Annotated in this window: 16 protein-coding genes; 11 read left to right on the top strand and 5 right to left on the bottom strand. The window is 72.0% G+C overall.

The genetic code is table 11. From position 1 onward, the window contains the following. Window positions 1–13: 13 nt before the first annotated feature. From ABTZ03_RS03340 to ABTZ03_RS03325, 4 genes are all read left to right on the top strand, one after another. Window positions 14–1,120 (top strand): energy-coupling factor transporter transmembrane component T, encoded by a 1,107-nt coding sequence (locus ABTZ03_RS03340; RefSeq protein WP_350511148.1) that lies wholly within the window; start codon window positions 14–16, stop codon window positions 1,118–1,120. Further along, on the top strand, window positions 1,117–2,718 hold the full coding sequence (locus ABTZ03_RS03335; protein ID WP_350511147.1) for an ABC transporter ATP-binding protein: 1,602 nt from the start codon (window positions 1,117–1,119) through the stop codon (window positions 2,716–2,718). The genes ABTZ03_RS03340 and ABTZ03_RS03335 overlap by 4 nt, the downstream gene beginning before the upstream one ends. Further along, entirely contained in the window at window positions 2,715–3,557 is an 843-nt protein-coding gene (locus tag ABTZ03_RS03330; RefSeq protein ID WP_350511146.1) for an ECF transporter S component, read from the top strand. Before ABTZ03_RS03335 ends, ABTZ03_RS03330 begins: the two co-directional genes overlap by 4 nt. Before the next feature lie 75 nt (window positions 3,558–3,632). After that, window positions 3,633–4,316: a hypothetical protein gene (locus ABTZ03_RS03325; RefSeq protein ID WP_350511145.1), complete on the top strand. Its 684-nt coding sequence runs from the start codon at window positions 3,633–3,635 to the stop codon at window positions 4,314–4,316. 49 nt (window positions 4,317–4,365) lie between these two features. Here the strand turns inward: ABTZ03_RS03325 and ABTZ03_RS03320 are convergent, their stop codons facing one another. After that, the gene (locus tag ABTZ03_RS03320; RefSeq protein WP_350511144.1) at window positions 4,366–4,671 is read right to left on the bottom strand and encodes a putative quinol monooxygenase; all 306 of its coding nucleotides are present in this window, start codon (window positions 4,669–4,671) and stop codon (window positions 4,366–4,368) included. Window positions 4,672–4,744: 73 nt separating this feature from the next. Then, complete coding sequence (locus tag ABTZ03_RS03315; protein WP_350511143.1) at window positions 4,745–5,182, bottom strand: hypothetical protein; 438 nt, start codon at window positions 5,180–5,182, stop codon at window positions 4,745–4,747. A 94-nt stretch (window positions 5,183–5,276) separates the two neighbouring features. Between ABTZ03_RS03315 and ABTZ03_RS03310 the strand changes: the two genes are divergently transcribed. From ABTZ03_RS03310 to ABTZ03_RS03300, 3 genes are all read left to right on the top strand, one after another. Then, complete coding sequence (locus ABTZ03_RS03310) at window positions 5,277–5,417, top strand: hypothetical protein (RefSeq protein ID WP_350511142.1); 141 nt, start codon at window positions 5,277–5,279, stop codon at window positions 5,415–5,417. A 174-nt stretch (window positions 5,418–5,591) separates the two neighbouring features. Then, window positions 5,592–8,501, top strand: coding sequence for a glycoside hydrolase family 3 C-terminal domain-containing protein (locus ABTZ03_RS03305; RefSeq protein ID WP_350511141.1), 2,910 nt, complete (start codon window positions 5,592–5,594; stop codon window positions 8,499–8,501). A 230-nt stretch (window positions 8,502–8,731) separates the two neighbouring features. Further along, the gene (locus ABTZ03_RS03300; RefSeq protein WP_350511140.1) at window positions 8,732–9,610 is read left to right on the top strand and encodes a LysR family transcriptional regulator; all 879 of its coding nucleotides are present in this window, start codon (window positions 8,732–8,734) and stop codon (window positions 9,608–9,610) included. Between the two features lie 122 nt (window positions 9,611–9,732). Here ABTZ03_RS03300 and ABTZ03_RS03295 read toward each other — a convergent pair whose 3' ends face one another. Then, the gene (locus tag ABTZ03_RS03295) at window positions 9,733–10,053 is read right to left on the bottom strand and encodes an antibiotic biosynthesis monooxygenase family protein (protein ID WP_350511139.1); all 321 of its coding nucleotides are present in this window, start codon (window positions 10,051–10,053) and stop codon (window positions 9,733–9,735) included. A 51-nt stretch (window positions 10,054–10,104) separates the two neighbouring features. On the opposite strand from ABTZ03_RS03295, the gene ABTZ03_RS03290 reads away from it, so the two are divergent. The 3 genes from ABTZ03_RS03290 to ABTZ03_RS03280 all read left to right on the top strand — a co-directional run bounded on the left by ABTZ03_RS03290 (window position 10,105) and on the right by ABTZ03_RS03280 (window position 14,013). Continuing rightward, window positions 10,105–11,808: a recombinase family protein gene (locus ABTZ03_RS03290; protein WP_350511138.1), complete on the top strand. Its 1,704-nt coding sequence runs from the start codon at window positions 10,105–10,107 to the stop codon at window positions 11,806–11,808. 644 nt (window positions 11,809–12,452) lie between these two features. Then, entirely contained in the window at window positions 12,453–13,091 is a 639-nt protein-coding gene (locus ABTZ03_RS03285; RefSeq protein WP_350511137.1) for a hypothetical protein, read from the top strand. Window positions 13,092–13,680: 589 nt separating this feature from the next. Beyond that, window positions 13,681–14,013 (top strand): HNH endonuclease, encoded by a 333-nt coding sequence (locus ABTZ03_RS03280; RefSeq protein WP_350511136.1) that lies wholly within the window; start codon window positions 13,681–13,683, stop codon window positions 14,011–14,013. Window positions 14,014–14,024: 11 nt separating this feature from the next. Here the strand turns inward: ABTZ03_RS03280 and ABTZ03_RS03275 are convergent, their stop codons facing one another. Both ABTZ03_RS03275 and ABTZ03_RS03270 read right to left on the bottom strand, forming a co-directional pair. Further along, window positions 14,025–14,279: a hypothetical protein gene (locus ABTZ03_RS03275; RefSeq protein ID WP_350511135.1), complete on the bottom strand. Its 255-nt coding sequence runs from the start codon at window positions 14,277–14,279 to the stop codon at window positions 14,025–14,027. 39 nt (window positions 14,280–14,318) lie between these two features. Further along, entirely contained in the window at window positions 14,319–14,861 is a 543-nt protein-coding gene (locus ABTZ03_RS03270; RefSeq protein ID WP_350511134.1) for a hypothetical protein, read from the bottom strand. Window positions 14,862–15,949: 1,088 nt separating this feature from the next. Between ABTZ03_RS03270 and ABTZ03_RS03265 the strand changes: the two genes are divergently transcribed. Then, window positions 15,950–16,537 (top strand): recombinase family protein, encoded by a 588-nt coding sequence (locus tag ABTZ03_RS03265; RefSeq protein ID WP_350511133.1) that lies wholly within the window; start codon window positions 15,950–15,952, stop codon window positions 16,535–16,537. Window positions 16,538–16,627 lie beyond the last annotated feature (90 nt).

The following is a 16,627-nucleotide window of genomic DNA, read 5'->3' as shown; positions in this document are numbered from 1 at the left end:
CCAGGACAGGCCCGTGAGCAGCACCACCCGTAGCACCCGCCCGCCCGTCGGCCCGCGCCAACTGCACCCCGGGGCCTGGTGGTTGTGGGCGCTCGGGCTGGGCGCGGCGGCGACCCGCACCACCAACCCGGTGATCCTGCTGCTGCTCGCCGCGACCGCCGGATACGTGGTCGCGGCGCGCCGCGGCGACGCGCCCTGGTCGCGTTCGTACGGGGCGTTCCTGCGCCTGGGCCTGCTGGTGCTCGGCATCCGGCTGGTCTTCGCGGTGCTGCTCGGCTCGCCCGTCCCCGGCACCCACGTGCTGTTCACGCTGCCCGAACTCCCGCTCCCCGACTGGGCGCAGGGCGTGCGGATCGGCGGGCGGGTGACCCTCGAAGGCCTGCTCGCGGCGGTGTACGACGGGCTGCGGCTGGCCACCCTGCTGGTCTGCGTCGGCGCCGCCAACTCGCTGGCCAGCCCGGCCCGGCTGCTGCGCGCCCTGCCCGGCGCGCTCTACGAGGCGGGCGTGGCGGTGGTGGTGGCGATGACCTTCGCGCCGAACCTGGTCGCCGACGTCCGCCGACTGCGCGCCGCCCGGCGGCTGCGCGGCCGCACCGACAAGGGCGTCGCGGCCGTGCTGAGCGTCGGACTCCCCGTCCTGGAGGGCGCGTTGGAGCGGTCCATCGCACTGGCGGCGGCGATGGACACCCGCGGCTTCGGCCGCACCGCCGACGTCCCGCGCCGGCTCGCCCGGGCCACCGCCGCGCTCACCCTGGCCGGACTGCTCGGGGTCTGCCTGGCGGCGTACGGCCTGCTCACCGCCGGAGGCGCCGGCTGGGCGCTGCCGGTGCTGCTGCTCGGCCTGGCCGCCGCCTTCGGCGGACTGCTGCTCGGCAACCGACGGGCCGTCAGATCCCGCTACCGGCCCGACCCCTGGGCGCTGTCGGAGTGGCTGACCGCCGGTTCCGGCGTCGCCGTGGCCGCCCTCGTGACCTACCTGGCGTCGCGGGCCCCGGCGGCCTTCGCCCCCACCGTCGTCCCGCCGACCGTCCCCGAGCTGCCGCTGGCCGCCGTGCTGGCCGTCCTCCTCGGCCTGCTCCCGGCGTTCGTCGCCCCGACCCCGCCCCGGAGGGCATCGTGATCACCTTCGAGCAGCTCTCCGTCCGGTACGCGGACTCCGCGGAGCCCGTCCTCGCGAACCTCGACCTCACCGTCCCCGAGGGTGAACTCTGCCTGCTGGTGGGCCCGTCGGGCTCCGGCAAGTCCACCCTGCTCGGCACGGTCAGCGGCCTGGTGCCGCACTTCACCGGCGGGGTGCTGCACGGCCGGGTCACCGTCGGCGGCCGGGACACCCGGGAGCACCGGCCGCGCGAACTCGCCGACCTGGTCGGCACGGTGGGCCAGGACCCACTGGCGCACTTCGTCACCGACACCGTCGAGGACGAACTCGCCTACGGCATGGAGTCGCTGGGCCTGCCGGGCGACGTCATGCGGCGCCGGGTCGAGGAGACCCTCGACTTGCTCGGCCTCGCCGACCTGCGCGACCGCGCCCTGGGCTCGCTCTCCGGCGGCCAGCAGCAGCGGGTCGCGATCGGCTCGGTGCTCACCGTCCACCCGCGCGTCCTGGTCCTGGACGAACCCACCTCGGCGCTCGACCCGGGCGCGGCCGAGGAGGTGCTCGCCGTCCTCCAACGGCTGGTGCACGACCTCGGCACCACCGTGCTGATGGCCGAACACCGGCTGGAGCGGGTCGTCCAGTACGCCGACCAGGTGCTGCTGCTGACCCCGGGCTCCCCGGCCGTGCTCGGCGAACCCGCCGAGGTGATGGCCCACTCCCCCGTGCACCCGCCGGTGGTCGGCCTCGGCCGGCTCGCGGGCTGGCAGCCGCTGCCGCTGTCCGTGCGCGATGCCCGGCGCAAGGCCGGCCCGCTGCGCGCCGAGCTGGACGGGCGGGCACCGGCCGCCGTCGCCGCGCCGGACGCCGCCCCGATCGCCGCCACCGACCGCCTCGCCGTCCGGCGCGGCCCGGTGCAGGCCCTGCGCGGGGTCGACCTCGCGCTGCGCCCCGGCGAGATCGCCGCCCTGATGGGCCGCAACGGCGCCGGCAAGTCCACCCTGCTCGGCAGCCTGGTCGGCCTGCACGCCCCCACCTCCGGCACCGTCACCGTCGGCGGCCGCGCCCCGCACCGCACCCGGCCCGCCGAACTGATCCGCCACGTCGGCCTCGTCCCCCAGGACCCGCGCGACCTGCTGTACGGCGAGAGCGTCGCCGCCGAATGCGCGGCGGCGGACACCGACGCGGGCGCCGACCCCGGCAGCTGCCGGGCCCTGGTCGAACGCCTGCTGCCCGGCATCGCCGACACCACCCATCCCCGCGACCTCTCCGAGGGCCAGCGGCTCACCCTCGCGCTCGCCGTCGTGCTCACCGCCCGCCCCCCGCTGCTGCTCCTGGACGAGCCGACCCGCGGCCTGGACTACGCGGCCAAGGCCCGGCTGGTCGAGATCCTGCGCACGCTCGCGGCCGAGGGACACGCCGTCCTGCTGGCCACCCACGACGTCGAGCTGGCCGCCGAACTCGCCCACCGCACGCTGATCCTGGCCGAGGGCGAGATCGTCGCGGACGGCCCGACGGCGGAGGTGGTGGTCTCCTCGCCCGCGTTCGCCCCGCAGGTCGCCAAGGTGCTGGCGCCCGGGCCCTGGCTCACCGTCCGGCAGGTCGCGGAGGCGCTGAGCGCATGAGCAGCCGTCCCGTCCCGCTCGGCCGCCGGTCCGTCGCGGCCCTCCTGCTGGTCTCCCTGGTCGGCGTGACGGCCTTCGGCTGGCCGCTGCTCGCCTCCACCGGGTCGGCGCTGGTCGGCCACTCCGCCGACGCGCCGTGGCTGTTCGCCCTGCTGCTGCCGCTGCTCCTCGCCGTCGTCGTCGCGCAGATCTCCGAGGGCCGTTCGGCCGGCGGCGGCGCGCCCGGACTGGACGCCAAGTCCGTCGCCCTGCTGGGCGTGCTGGCGGCGGCCGGGGCGGCGCTGCGCCCGCTCGGCGCGGGGACGGCGGGCCTGGAACCGATGTTCTTCCTGATGGTGCTGTCCGGTCGGGTGCTCGGGCCGGGCTTCGGCTTCGTCCTCGGCTCGCTGTCGATGTTCGCCTCCGCGCTGCTCACCGGCGGGGTCGGGCCGTGGCTGCCGTTCCAGATGCTCGCCATGGGCTGGGTCTGCCTCGGCGCGGGCCTGCTTCCGGGCTCCGCCACCCTGCGCGGCCGCCGCGAACTGCTGCTGCTGGCCGGGTACGGGGCGCTCGCCGCGGTGCTCTACGGCACGATCATGAACCTCCAGGGCTGGCCGTACATCGGCGGGCTGGCCGGCTCCATCTCCTTCCACCCCGGCGACCCGCTGGCCGCCAACCTGGTCCGCTTCGCCGCCTACTGCCTGACCACGTCGCTGGGTTGGGACCTGCCGCGGGCCGCCCTCACCGTGGTGCTCTGCCTCGGCCTGGGCACCCCGGTACTGCGCGCGCTGCGCCGCACCACCCGCCGGGCGGCCTTCGACGCCCCGGTCGACTTCCAGCCGCCACCGCCGGCCGGGTGAACCCACCGCGCCACGCTCTGGCCAGGACCTAGGGTGAGCCTCCGAAACCGCACGTCAGAACGGGAGTTCACCCCAGTGTCCGAGCAGCCCCTCGCCCCCGTCCCCGACTCCGCCCCCGACCCCGACCCCGACGAGGACCTTGAGGAGGACCCCGACGAGGACCCGTACGAGGACGACCCCTGGATCGTCGCGTACTGCCCCGTCGGCCCCGAACTCGCCGCCCGGATCGTCGAGATGACGAAGGTCGACTGGACGGACCCCGCGGCCGGCGAGCGGGCGATGGCCGAGGCCGGCTGGCGCTCGACCGGCGACCACCTGGGCGACCTCGACGAGAAGGCCTCCACACCCGAGGGCCACTTCGTGCACGGCGACGACTGCCTCGCCGTCCCGTTCGCGTACGAGTACTTCGTCCACCCCGACGGCGCGATGAGCGAGGACTTCTGGGGCGCCCTCCCCGGCTGGCAGCGCGACACCGACCAGGACACGGACACCTTCGGCGACCAACTCGAAGCCGTCGTCGCCCGGTTCACCGCCCTGCTCGGCCCGCCCGACCACGACGTCACCCACGAACGCCGCCCCGCCCTCGACCACCGCTGGCGTTACCGAGTCTGGCGCCGGGGCGACAACGCCCTGGTGGTGGCCCCTGGCCTGGACCCCTTCTCGTACTCCCAGTTCGAGCACGCCTTCGTCCAGATCCGCCCACTCCCCGCGGACGCCCCGCTCCCGCTGGCCGTCGAACTGCCCGACTTCTTCTGGTGACCGCCGCGCGCCCGGGCCGGAGAGGGCCGGGGCGCACGGGCTCAGGTGGTCAGAGCAGGCCCTTGGCCGGGTCGCCGGCCGGGAAGGCGTCGAGGACCGCGACGTCGCCGGGCTCGGCGAGGGCGTCGGCCAGGACGCGGCCCAGGGCGACCAGCGGGGCGCCGGCGCCGTGGGCGTCGAGGCTGGCCTGGTCGGCCCACTTCTCCACCACGGTGACGCGGTCGGGTCCGGCGTGAACGGCGTAGAGCTCGCAGCCGGGCTCGGCGTGGATGGCCGGGGTGTGCTCTTCGAAGGCGGCCAGGACGTCGTCGCGGCGGCCGGGCTTGGTCCTGAGGGTGGCGATGACCACGGGCATGCGAATCTCCCATCGGATTGGATGATCACAGTACCGAGCGCGGCCGACGGGCCCGCCGACCGGCCACGGCTCCTCACCAGTCCAGGGCGGAGCGGGCGAGGGTGGCGAGGGCGACGGCGGCCGGGAGTTCGACCAGGAGGGCCATCGCGAGGGCGGTGTACCAGGCGCCGCCGCCCTCCGCGGTCATCACGTCGAACCAGGCGTCGAGCAGGAGCAGGGTGGCGGCCGCGGCGGCGGCGAGGGCGGTGAGGCGGGAGCGGCGGACCAGCAGTCGGCCGGTGGCGAGCAGCCCGGCGACCTGGAGGACGTCCATGCCGACCCAGACGGTGGACCAGTTCCGGACCTCGGCCTGGCCCCGGGTGGTCGCCCCGAGCACCAGGATCCAGGCGAAGAGCAGGACGGCGACGGCGAGCAGGGCCCAGCCGAGGAGCCGGCGGGAGCGGTCCGCCGTCGGATGGTCCGCGCCCAGGCGGCCGAGTGCCGTTCGAATGTCCCCCGTTGGTGTTCTCATGATCAGAAAATCTACCCACCTCTCGCTCCCGGGCCGGGACCACGGGTCAGGATGGCGTCCGACGCCGAGACCGAAGCCCCGGGAGAGCAACGAGATGACCCAGCCGAGCCCCGACCGCCAGCAGCTCCCCGACATCGCCGTGACCGTCGTCGTCCGGGACGGCCGGGTGCTGACGGTGCGCCGGCGGATCGCCGAAGGCGCGGCGCTCGGCGACGGCACGGCGCTCGGCGACTGAGCACGCCCTGTACGCACCCCGCACGCTCCACCCGTACGCGACACGCTCCGGACACACTCCGTGCGCCCCCGAAGGACATCTACCGTCCAGCACCGTTCTCCGGCAAGTTGGATAGAACGCCACTTGGCCGGCCCGCCCTACCAACTACGACTCCGTCGATCGGTGGTGGTTGCCATGCGCCGTCTCCCCCCGCACCTCCCGCTGCGGACGCGAATCCTCCGGTTCGGGCTCGGCGGCTGCCTGCTGGCCGCCGTCACCTCGGGCAACGCCGCGGCCGCCCCACCGGAACCGGTGGACGCCGGGCAGGAGCAGCGGATCGAGCAGCTGCTCGCCCAGCTGACCACCGACGAGAAGGTGACGCTGCTGCGCGGCCGGGACGCCCCGGCGGGCGTGCACTCGGTCGGCTACGTCGCGGGCGTGCCCCGGCTCGGCATCCCGCCGCTGCTGCTGTCCGACGGCCCCGCCGGGGTGCGGGACGGCCGACCGGCCACCGCGCTGCCCGCCCCGGTCGCCCTGGCCGCCGCCTTCGACCCGGGGCTGGCCACCAGGTACGGCGACGTGCTGGGCCGGGAGGCGCGGGCCCGCGGCTACCAGGTGCTGTACGCGCCGATGGTGAACATCGCCCGGATCCCGCAGGGCGGACGGGACTTCGAGACGCTGGGCGAGGACCCGTACCTGGCCGGGCGGCTCGCCGCCGCCGAGGTGCGCGGCATCCAGGCGCAGCGGGTCGCCGCACAGGTCAAGCACTACGCCGCCAACAACCAGGAGGACAACCGCCAGTCGTACGGCTCGGACGTGGACGAGCGCACGCTCGCCGAGATCGAGCTGCCCGCCTTCCGGGCGGCCGTCCGGAGCGGCCGGGCCTGGTCCGCGATGTGCGGCTACAACCCGGTCAACGGCCACTGGGCGTGCGAGAACTTCCCGCTGCTGCGCGACGTGCTGAAGGGCCGTTGGGGCTTCGACGGCGTGGTCGGCTCCGACTACCCGGCGACCCACTCCTCGGTCTACGCGGCGGCGGGCGGCCTGGACCAGGAGTTCGGCGGTTCGACCTACTTCGCCGACCTGCCGGCCGCGGTGGCCGACGGCCGACTGGCCCCGGCCGTGCTGGACGACCAGGTCCGCCGGGTGCTGCGGCTGATGGCGCGCACGGGAGCGCTCGACGGCGTCCGGGCGCCCGCCGACGACCCGGCCGCCGGCGCGCGCGACGCCCGGGCCGCCGCCGTTGCCGGAACGGTTCTGCTGAGAAACGAGCGGCTGCAGGGCGGTCAGGCACGGGGCAGTCAGGCCCAGGACGGCAAGCCGGTCCTGCCCCTGGACGCCGCCCACCTCGCGTCCATCGCGGTGATCGGCCCCTGGGCGGACCGCGCCTACACCGGCGGTGGCGGCTCCTCGCACGTCACCCCCCACCCCGAGTACACCGTGACGCCCCGCCAGGGCATCGCGGCCCGGGCCGGCTCCGGGACCGAGGTGCGCTACCACCCGGGCGACGACCCGACCGCGGCCGCCGCGCTGGCCGCCCGGGCGGAGGTCGCCGTGGTGGTGGTCGGCGACCAGGAGACCGAGGGCGCGGACCGCACCTCGCTGGACCTCGCCCCGGCGGACGACGCCCTGATCCGGGCCGTCGCACGGGCGAACCCCCGCACCGTGGTGGTGCTCGACACCGGCGGACCGGTCACCATGCCGTGGCTGGACGCGGTACCCGCCGTGGTCGAGGCCTGGTACCCGGGCGAGCAGAGCGGCGCCGCGCTCGCCGACGTGCTGTTCGGCGACGCCGACCCGGCCGGGCGACTGCCCGTCACCTTCCCGACCTCCGCCGACGCCACCCCGATCCGGGACGCCGCCCAGTACCCCGGCACCGACGGCACCTACCACTACACCGAGCGGCTGCGCACCGGCTACCGCTGGTACGACGCGAGCGGCACCGCCCCGCTGTTCCCCTTCGGCCACGGCCTCTCGTACACCGACTTCGGCTACACCGACCTCACCGTGAACGGCCCGGACCGGGCCGGCCGGGTCCGGGTCGGCTTCGACCTCACCAACGTCGGCCCCCGCACCGGCACCGAGGTGCCCCAGCTGTACCTGACCTTCCCGTCGGCGGCCGGCGAACCGCCGCAGCAGCTCAAGGCCTTCGACAAGGTCACCCTGGCGCCCGGCGCCTCGACCCACGTGGAACTGCGGCTGGACCGCTCCGCCTTCGCCGTCTGGGACCCGAACGTGCACGGCTGGGGCGTCCCCGGCGGCCGGTACGGCCTCACCGTCGGCTCCTCCTCCCGCGCACCCCGACTGCGGGGCACCGTGGAGGCCCCGGGCTCCCCCGCCGTCTCCACCTGGTCCGGCCGGATCACCGACACCGGCGGCGCCTGCCTGGACGCCTCGGCCGCCGCCGACCACGCCAACACGCCGGTAGGGCTGGCGAGTTGTACGGGCAGCGCGGCCCAGGAGGCCACCGTCGGCTCGGACGGCGGCATCGGCCTGCTGAACGGCTGCCTCACCGCGGCCGGGTCCGGTGACGGCGCCGCCGTCCACCTGCGGGACTGCACCGCCGCCGGGGCGGCCGCCGGCGGCCGCCCCGGCGGCGACCAGGTGTGGCAGCTGCGCGCGGACGCCACGATCCTGAACCCGGCCACCGACCGCTGCCTCACCGCCGCCGACGGCCGCCTGCTGCTGCGGCACTGCACACGCTCCGCCGAGCAGCGCTGGGCCACCCCCCGCCCGAGCGGCCCGCTGACCGACCCGTCCGGGCGGTGCGCGGACGTCGACCGGGCGTCGACGGTCAACGGCACCACCGTCCGGCTCCGCCCCTGCGACTCCTCCGGCGCCCAGGACTGGACCGTCCAGCAGGACGGCTCACTGCGCGCCCTCGGCAAGTGCCTGACGGCCGCCGACGGCGGGACAGCCGACGGCACCCCCCTCCAGCTCCACGACTGCGACGGCAGCGGCGCCCAGCGCTGGCAGCCGTTCGGGGACGGCCTCCTGCTCAACCCGGCCTCCCTCCGCTGCCTCGCCGCTCCCACCGACGACGGCGCCCTGCGTCTCCGGGACTGCCGGGGCGGTGCCGACCAGCACTGGAAACTGCCCGCTTGAGCCGGTGCCGCGCACCCGGGCGGCGTCCGGCCCGCGGACCGGCCGAACGGTACCGGCCCCCTTCGCCGCCCGGCCCGTTCCCCACGAACCGTCCGGAACCCCCGGCCCCAGCCGTACGCTGTCCCGCAACACCGCCCGCATCATCGCGGACACAACAACACGAGCCGCACCACGAACGACAGGCGAGCCGTCCGATCACGCGCGGGCGTTCGGGGGAACCGGAGAAACCAGTGGAACTTCGTCAGTTGCGGGTCTTCGAAGCCGTGGTCACCCACCGCACCGTCACCGCCGCGGCCGTGGCCCTCGGTCTCGCCCCCTCCTCGGTCTCCGAGCAGCTCCGCACCCTCGAACTCAGCCTGGACGTCGAGCTGTTCGGCCGGGCCCCGCGCGGCATGACCCTCACCACGGCCGGCGAACGGCTGCTGCCCTGGTCCCGCAGACTGCTCGACCAGGCCGAGCAGGCCCGCCGCGAGGTGGTCGCCGGCCGCGCCCGGATCCGCCTCGGCGCGCTGGACACCATAGCGGCGACCCACGTCCCGGCCGTGCTGGCCCGACTCGCCGAACGCCGGCCCGAGCTCGACGTCGCCCTGCACACCGACACCGTCCGGGACGGGCTGCTCGACCGCGTCGCGGCCGGGGCCCTGGAGGCCGCACTCGTCCTCGACACCGCCGGCCCGCTCGGCGACCTCGGCTTCGCCCTGCCGCCCGCCCCACTCGACCACCTCGACCTCGAACCCGTCCCGCTCGCCCTGGTCGCCGCCCCCACCCACCCGCTCAGCACCGCCACCGCCCTCGGCCGCGCCGACCTGCGCGGCCAGCGCCTCCTGGTGGACGCCCCCGGCTGCTGCTTCCGACTGGCCGGCGAACGCCTGCTCGGCACCGCCCTCGAACGCGTCCGCACCGGCGGCGTCACCGTCACCCGCGCCTGCGCCGAACAGGGCCTGGGCATCGCCCTGCTCCCCGGCTTCGCCGTCCAGGACTCCCTCGCCTCCGGCGCCCTGGTCCGCCTCCCGCTCGACCCCCCACCGCTCCGACTCCGCCTGGTCTGGCGCACCGGCCGCGCCACCACCCCCGGCCTCCCCGAGGCCCTCCACCCCACCGCGGCCTGAACTCACCGCCCCCGCAGCCCCGTTCACCCCGCACGACGAACGGCGCGCCCCGGAACCCCGGAACACGCCGCCCGCCTCGAACCCGCCTGAACCGCCCTGAACTGCCGTGTGCCGACCGGCCGTCAGGCCTTCGGACCCGCCGACTGGACGACCTCGAAGGACCACAGGGTGGACCCGGAGGCGGCCGGCCGCTTCGGCGCCTCGCCGCCGTTCTGGTGGGCCGCCTTCATCGGGCCCTCCATCCAGGCCTTGAAGTCCTCCTCGCTGCGCCACCGGGTGTAGACCAGGTACTGATCGGTCCCCTCGACCGGGCGCAGCAGCTCGAACCACTCGAAGCCGTCGGAGTTCTCCACCGCGCCGGCCCGCGAGGCGAAGCGCTGCTCCAGCACCTCACGCTGCTCGGCGGGCACCGTCAGTACGTTGATCTTGACGACGCTACTCACATGACACCTCTCATCACTAGGCCCGCTACCTGGGCACTTAACCTTGACCACGTGCGAGCAGTCTCCTACATACGACAGTCAAAGAAGCGTGAGGACGACTCTCAGGCGTCCCCGGCTGCCCAACGGACGAAGACCGAAGCCCTGATCGTCGCGAAGGGCTGGGAGAACAACGGCCACTTCGAGGACGTCGGCAAGTCGGGCTGGGACCCCAACGTCACCCGGCCCGGGTTCGAGGAGATGATGGCGGCCGTCCGCGCCGGTCAGGTTGACGCCGTGGTCGTGTTCTCCCTCTCCCGCCTCACCAGGCAGGGCGCCTTGGAGGCCATGAAGATCAACGAGGAGCTGGCCCGGTACGGCGTGCGCCTGGTCTCGGTCGAAGAGCCCTACCTCGACACCTCCACGCCGATGGGCGTCGCCATCTTCGGTCTGATCGCCGCACTGGCTCAGCAGGAATCCGACCTCAAGTCCGCCTACGTCACGGCGACCAAGGAGACGCTACGCGCAGCCGGGAGCCACGTCTCCGGCATCCCTCCGTACGGCTTCCGGACGGTCCGGGAGCAACGTGGCGAGCTGTCCGTGATGCGGCTGGTCCCCGATGCGGTCGAAGCCCCGCACGTGCGCGACATGGTCCGCTGGGCCGCAGACGGCATGTCCGCCGGAAACATAGCGCGCCAGCTCACCGAGTCGAAGGCGCCGACCAAGGTGACCGCGCTGGGCGACAAGGGCACCAAGCGCTTTGAAGCACGCCGCGCGAACAGCTTGTCCAAGAGCGTCAGTGGCCCCGGCTGGACGTCCTCCACCGTTCTGCGCATCCTCCGTGATCCCCGACTTGCCGGGTACGCCATGGTCTGGGAAGGCCGGAAGCCTCGCACCAAGGACGAGGACGGCAACGTGGTCCCCGGAACACAGGGCAAGCGGACCGTTCTGCGTGGAGACGACGGCGCGCCCGTGGTGTCACACGAAGGCATCATCACGGCCGTGGAGTGGTGGACCCTTCAAGAGATCCTGGACGGCCGCACGAAGGTCGTCGCCCGCTCCGGCCGTCGCGTCCCAACGCTGCTCGCTGGCCACGGGATGCTGTTCTGCGATGTCTGCGGCTCGGTCATGGTGGCGGACAACCGGGGCGGCGACGAGAACCCCAAGCCCTACTACAAGTGCAACCGCCCCGCCGGTGTGGTCCCCGGGCACGGCGGCTTGGTCATCGACGCAACGGCTGCGGACAACGAGGTAGCCGGCTGTGTGTGGGCGCGCCTGACGGCCATGGACCCGGCGGACGAGGACGACCTAGAGTGGCTGGTGGAAGCTGCTCGACGCTTCGCCCACCAGCAACAGGACCCGGCTCTCGAAGCCGAACAGGCCGCATCAGAAGCCGAGTTGGTTCATGTGCGCGAGGCCCTTCGCACGCTGTACCAGGATCGCCAGGACGGTCTTTACGTCGGCGAGACCGGCAAGCAGATATTCACCGAATCGGTCGCCCGACTCACGGCGCACGAGCAGCGCGTATCCGCCCGGGTGGAAGAGTTGCGATTGGCAGGCAACCGGACCGTCACGATCCCGACCGAGTGGACGGAGCCCGGTATCAGCCCACTCGGCGAAGGCTCGACCTGGGCGGGCATGACCCTGGAGAGGAGGCGGGAGTTCCTGTCGCTGTTCGTGGACTCGGTCCGGATCGCCAAGGCGATAGGCCGGGGCCGAAACGCGAACACCCAGGACCGGGTAGTCATCAAGTGGGCCGAGAAACCGCCCACCGACTAATACCGGAGGGGCTCCGGCATCCTTCTTGGGCCCCAACCAGCCCCGTCTGACCCCTTTGGTCGGGCGGGGCTTCTCCGTGCCCCTGGGGGCTCCACAGTCGCTTCGGGCTCAGTCGACAGGTTCGCTGGAAGTCCGGTTCTGATGATGCGCGCCGGGATGACGGATGACGGTTCAAAGCGCGATCCGGTTTTGCAGTACAGCGAGTAGGTAAGTTCGTTCTCTCTAGTCACCTATATCGCCTGTGACCTGGGAGATTGAGTCAGTGGCGAGGCACCTCCAGAGAGGCAATCAGGGGAAGCCTGGTCACCTTGGGTCACCTCATGACTGGCCGATTGAGACGCCAGCGGGTGACGGGTGACGCCGCAAAGCCACTTTCCCCGCCTCTTCCTATATTTAATTGATTCACCCCCCTCTCTTCACCTATACAGGCTTTGACGTGCTGCTTCGTTCGACCGTGGGGTCACTTTTCGTCCACTGTCAGTCGTTCGTGATCCACTTTTGGCTCACTTCTGGCACGACAGCGGGGGTGAAGTGACGTGCACACTTTCAAAGGGGTCTGATTCGTGGGGATGTACTTGGAGAATGCTTCGGCCCGTCGGGCATGGGAGGCTGCCGCCGAACTGGCGGGCCGGGAGGGGACGCCCGTGGTGCCGTTCTTGTGGAGCGGCACGCAGTGGGAGACACCCGCCGGTGAACGGCGTGACATTCCGCTGATTCGACGGGGCATGGGCGAGTGGCTGACGGCTGCTGCGAAGGTGATGCACGCCGTGCCGGATGAGCGGAGGCGTCAGCAGGATTTGCGGGGGCGCATGTTCGATGCGCGGGCTGTCGCGAACCAGACCGCCGATCCGGAGAAGCAGGAGGAACTGCACCAGGTCGCGGATGAACTTGCCCGGATGCTTGCGTTCGCCCCGGAGGTGGACCGGCTTCCCACCCACCCGGCGCTGTCGCAACACATGGCGACGATCGGCGAGGAGATGCTGTCGGCGTCAGACACCCGCGCGACCCAACTCCTCTCCCTGGCTTCACAGTTCGACCCGTTTCGGGCTCCGATGCGCGATCCGGCCGATTGGGTTGCCGCTCTTGGCGCTGCGCCCCGCACTGAGCATGTGCGGACGTCAGCGGTATGGGAGGCGTTCAGCATGGATGAGCCTGCCTTGGCTCGCTCGCTGGGTGCTCGTGCAGGCAAGTCGGTGTTGTTCACTGCGATGGACAAGCGGTTCGGCGCTCGCCGGAAGCTTGGCGGCTACGACGGGTGGCGCGGAGTTGCGCTCGCCGGCTGAGGGGTGGGGAGTCACCCCGAGCGCGTAACCGTGAGGCCCACTGGCGTATGGCATGTGAGGTTCTGTACGGGTTCCGGGGTCGCGCGGGATAGAGGCACGCGGGTGCGGACTGCCCGCCCTGCCCGGCCGCGTAGAAGCGCACCACCTGGCCCCCGACTGCCACCACGGCGGACGGGGGCCGTTGCGTTCCCGGACAGCCCGACAGAGAGGGTGGCGGGAGTGACGGAAGTGGTGCTGGAATCCCTTTCTCTCTATAGACGTGCGTCATAGAAGAAAGCAGATTCCCGTCACTTACCGTCACCCGTCACCACCCGGGGCACCGCTGGCCCCCTAGTAGTGAGACCGGGAGCACCGCGCACCCCGCCGATGAGAACGCCGTCGGGCGCTGGCCGAAGGAGACATCCAGTCCCGGACCAAACCTAGACCGGCCGAGCCGGCGAGGACCACCAGGACGACAGGGAACGGCACCAACGGCGACATGCTCGGGGTACCCGCGGCAAGGGTGACGCGGTTTTGCCTGCCACCAGAACCCACCTTGTCGTAGAGCATCTACGCGAAGTGCGGCACCGCCAACGTAGAAAGGGGCACCGTGCGCTGTATCGACTGCCTCGCACCCCCGACTCACCGGGGACGCTGCAAGGCACACCACAGGGCCTACGAAGCCCGCCCGGCAGTCCGAGCCCGGAGACGGCTTCAACGGCTGGTCTCGCGCCGCTACAGCGGTGCGGAGCGGCTTCGCCGGCTGATTGATCGGAACAGGTTTGCCGTGTGCGGACTGTGCGGTGGCGAGTTCCCCGCCGGGCTGGTCGACGTCGACCACCGGCAGCCGCTCGCCCTCGGCGGCGAGGACACGGACAGCAACGTTCAAGCGTTGTGCCGTGAGTGCCACCGAGGGAAGACCGCGAGGGAGTTCGCTGGATGAGTGGCGGTTGCTCAGGATGGAGGAGCAGGCTGCCGGGCGGCGTCCCGTTGTTGCGTCCGCCGGGCCTCCCGAAGGGCCCTCTGCTTCTCCGCTTCCTTGCGGCGGCGGGTCTTCTCGCGCTGCCTTTCCAGCAGTACCGCCTTCCGATCGGCAGAGTTCTGCGGCCAGAAATGACGCATGAACCGGTTGAACCCGATGATGAGGAGTCCGACCAGCACCACAACTACGGCAGCCCACCACGGGGCCGATGCCGGGAGATTGAACATGACTACGAGCCTTCCGACCGGAAGTGGTCGGCGGGTCGTCTAGGCAGCTACTACGACGCTCCCCAGCGCGCTGCCACGAAGCCCGCCCCGGTAAGTACACACGGGGAAGGCAGAGTTCGGACCACGGGGCGTTATCTGTGGTGACTCTTCGATCGGTTCGGGCCGCCACGTCGGGACGTGGTCGGCACCAGCTCGACCGAGCAGCCGGGACAGCAGCGCCATCAGCACCAGCGCAAGAAACCCCACCAGGTAAAGGATCAGCTCCGACATGGCGAGCAAAAAGCCCTCTACGGCTACACGGCGAGCGTCCGACGTGTCAGCCTGGCGCAGCTCTTCGGCCGCATCGCGCACGGCGTCCTGGGTGCTGTAGTAGGCGCGATGGGCTGCCGCTAGGTTCGGGTTGAGGCGCTCAAAACGCCAGATCGCGTCTGCGGCCACCGGCGACGCAAGGCCCTCGGCGATGGATTGGCGTACGGCGTCGGGCACTTCGGGGCACCCATCAAGGACAAGGGCTACTTGCTGTTCCAAGGTGGCGTTGGGTGGGAGTGCCTTGAACTTGGCCAGCCAGCTTCCGTCTTCCATGTCACCTCCTCCTCAGACGTGGTCGATACTACCCGGGTGTGGCTGTCCCTGGATGTGTGCCGCACCCCGGCAGCTAGGGTCACCGCCGGCTCAGCAGAGCAACGAGGGTACTGCCGCCCGCCGTGGCTGCGGTGATGAGCCATACAGGGACGCGTTGGATCGTCAAGTGCAGTCCACCCCAACGGAGTTCGAAAGCGGGCGCGGGCTTGCCGGTCTGCTTGTTCACCATGACTCCATCCCAATGCGCCAGCACCGGATGGCGCCATGCCCGAGAGCGTGAAACTTGTGAAATTCACACTTGGGGAGGAGGTGCCCCCATGCCCCGAAGACCCCGCCCCCATGCTCGGCACCCGGGTGCCCGGAGCTGACTGCCCGTGGTGGTCGCTGCCCGCAGCATCAGCGCGAGGCGGAGCAACAGCGAGGTAGTGCGGCAGAGCGCGGCTACGACTCCCGCTGTTGGGCTCGGGTCCGGCGTGCCTACATCTACGCGCACCCCTGGTGCCTGCTGTGCGGACGGGCTGCCGTGGTCGCCGACCACCACCCGGAGTCGCGCCGCTCGCTGCTCGCCCGAGGTGTCGAAGACCCGGACGCGTGGCACAGGCTAAGGCCGTTGTGCACGCAGTGTCACAACAGGGAGAGCGCCGTCCACCAATCGGGCGGATGGGCTGCTGAGCGAGCCAAGCCCATTGCAGGCCTCTGACCTGCGGTTTTACCCAGGGGGGTGACCCCCTCCCCTCCCAACCTTGACCGGCAGGGAGGAAAAACCCTCGCATGGCTACTCAGAGTGTTTGTGCGGGGACCCGATCCGCAGCCCCTTACGCGCATCCTCGACTGGGGATGCGGGGGCAGGTCAAATCTCTGGGCGTCCGGCTGCGAGGATCCGACCCCGCGCCCGTACACCTCGCCGCGAGACTGGGCCCCGGGGGCATCCGTGACGTTGAGTCACCTTCGGGGAGCGTCTCAGAAACGATGGCTTGTGAGACGGTCCGCCGATGAGGCGACGTGGTGCCGTTCCGGTGTTCAAAACCCGTCTCATAACCATCCCGAAACCCCTGGCATTATGAGACGAGTTCTGAGACGCTTTGGGCATGACGACGACCAAGACCACCGGCCACCTGATCGGCTACGCCCGAGTCTCCACCGAAGACCAGGAGGCGCAGCTCCAGCACGACGCGCTGACCGAAGCGGGCTGCGCCCGGATCTTCACCGACAAGGCCAGCGGGAAGAACACCGACCGCCCGGAGCTCTCGGCCGTCCTGGACTACCTTCGCCCCGGCGACACCCTGTGTGTCTGGAAGTTGGACCGCTTCGCCCGCTCGCTGATCGATCTCGTGACCATGGTGGACGCGCTGTCGGCGCGCGGAATCGGCTTCAAGGTCCTCACGGGGGCCCTGGCGAGCATCGACCCGAACACCCCGGACGGGCGGCTCATGCTTCATGTGGTCGGCGCGATGGCGGAGTTCGAGCGTTCGTTGATCAAGGACCGGACCCGCGCCGGGCTGGAAGCGGCCAAGGCCCAGGGGCGGACAGGTGGGCGACCGTCCGTGATCAGCGAGGACAAGCTGACCATTGCCCGCGCCCGTCGCGCCAAGGGGGAAAGCGTGAGCAGCATCGCGAAGACGCTCGGGATCAGCCGGGCGACGTTGTACCGCCACCTGGAGGGCGCCGAGTCGTAGCCGCTGCGCCCGTCGCGAGAAGTCGTCTGCCCCACTGTGGGTGGGCGGCTTTCGCTGTCTCCGGTATCCGGGGGTGGGCACTGTGGAAGT

Origin of the sequence: Kitasatospora sp. NPDC096077 (assembly GCF_040303245.1) — a bacterium.
Lineage (GTDB): Bacteria > Actinomycetota > Actinomycetes > Streptomycetales > Streptomycetaceae > Kitasatospora.
The sequence above is the reverse complement of the archived record's forward strand: the minus strand, read 5'-3'. Positions and strand labels throughout refer to the sequence as shown.

Bases quoted from the DNA above. Each gene is read 5' to 3' on its own strand.
- ABTZ03_RS03330 (WP_350511146.1), top strand. From the start codon at position 2,715: ATGAGCAGCCGTCCCGTCCCGCTCGGCCGCCGGTCCGTCGCGGCCCTC.
- ABTZ03_RS03320 (WP_350511144.1), bottom strand. From the start codon at position 4,671: ATGCCCGTGGTCATCGCCACCCTCAGGACCAAGCCCGGCCGCCGCGAC.
- ABTZ03_RS03315 (WP_350511143.1), bottom strand. From the start codon at position 5,182: ATGAGAACACCAACGGGGGACATTCGAACGGCACTCGGCCGCCTGGGC.
- ABTZ03_RS03310 (WP_350511142.1), top strand. From the start codon at position 5,277: ATGACCCAGCCGAGCCCCGACCGCCAGCAGCTCCCCGACATCGCCGTG.
- ABTZ03_RS03305 (WP_350511141.1), top strand. From the start codon at position 5,592: ATGCGCCGTCTCCCCCCGCACCTCCCGCTGCGGACGCGAATCCTCCGG.
- ABTZ03_RS03275 (WP_350511135.1), bottom strand. From the start codon at position 14,279: ATGTTCAATCTCCCGGCATCGGCCCCGTGGTGGGCTGCCGTAGTTGTG.
- ABTZ03_RS03270 (WP_350511134.1), bottom strand. From the start codon at position 14,861: ATGGAAGACGGAAGCTGGCTGGCCAAGTTCAAGGCACTCCCACCCAAC.
- ABTZ03_RS03265 (WP_350511133.1), top strand. From the start codon at position 15,950: ATGACGACGACCAAGACCACCGGCCACCTGATCGGCTACGCCCGAGTC.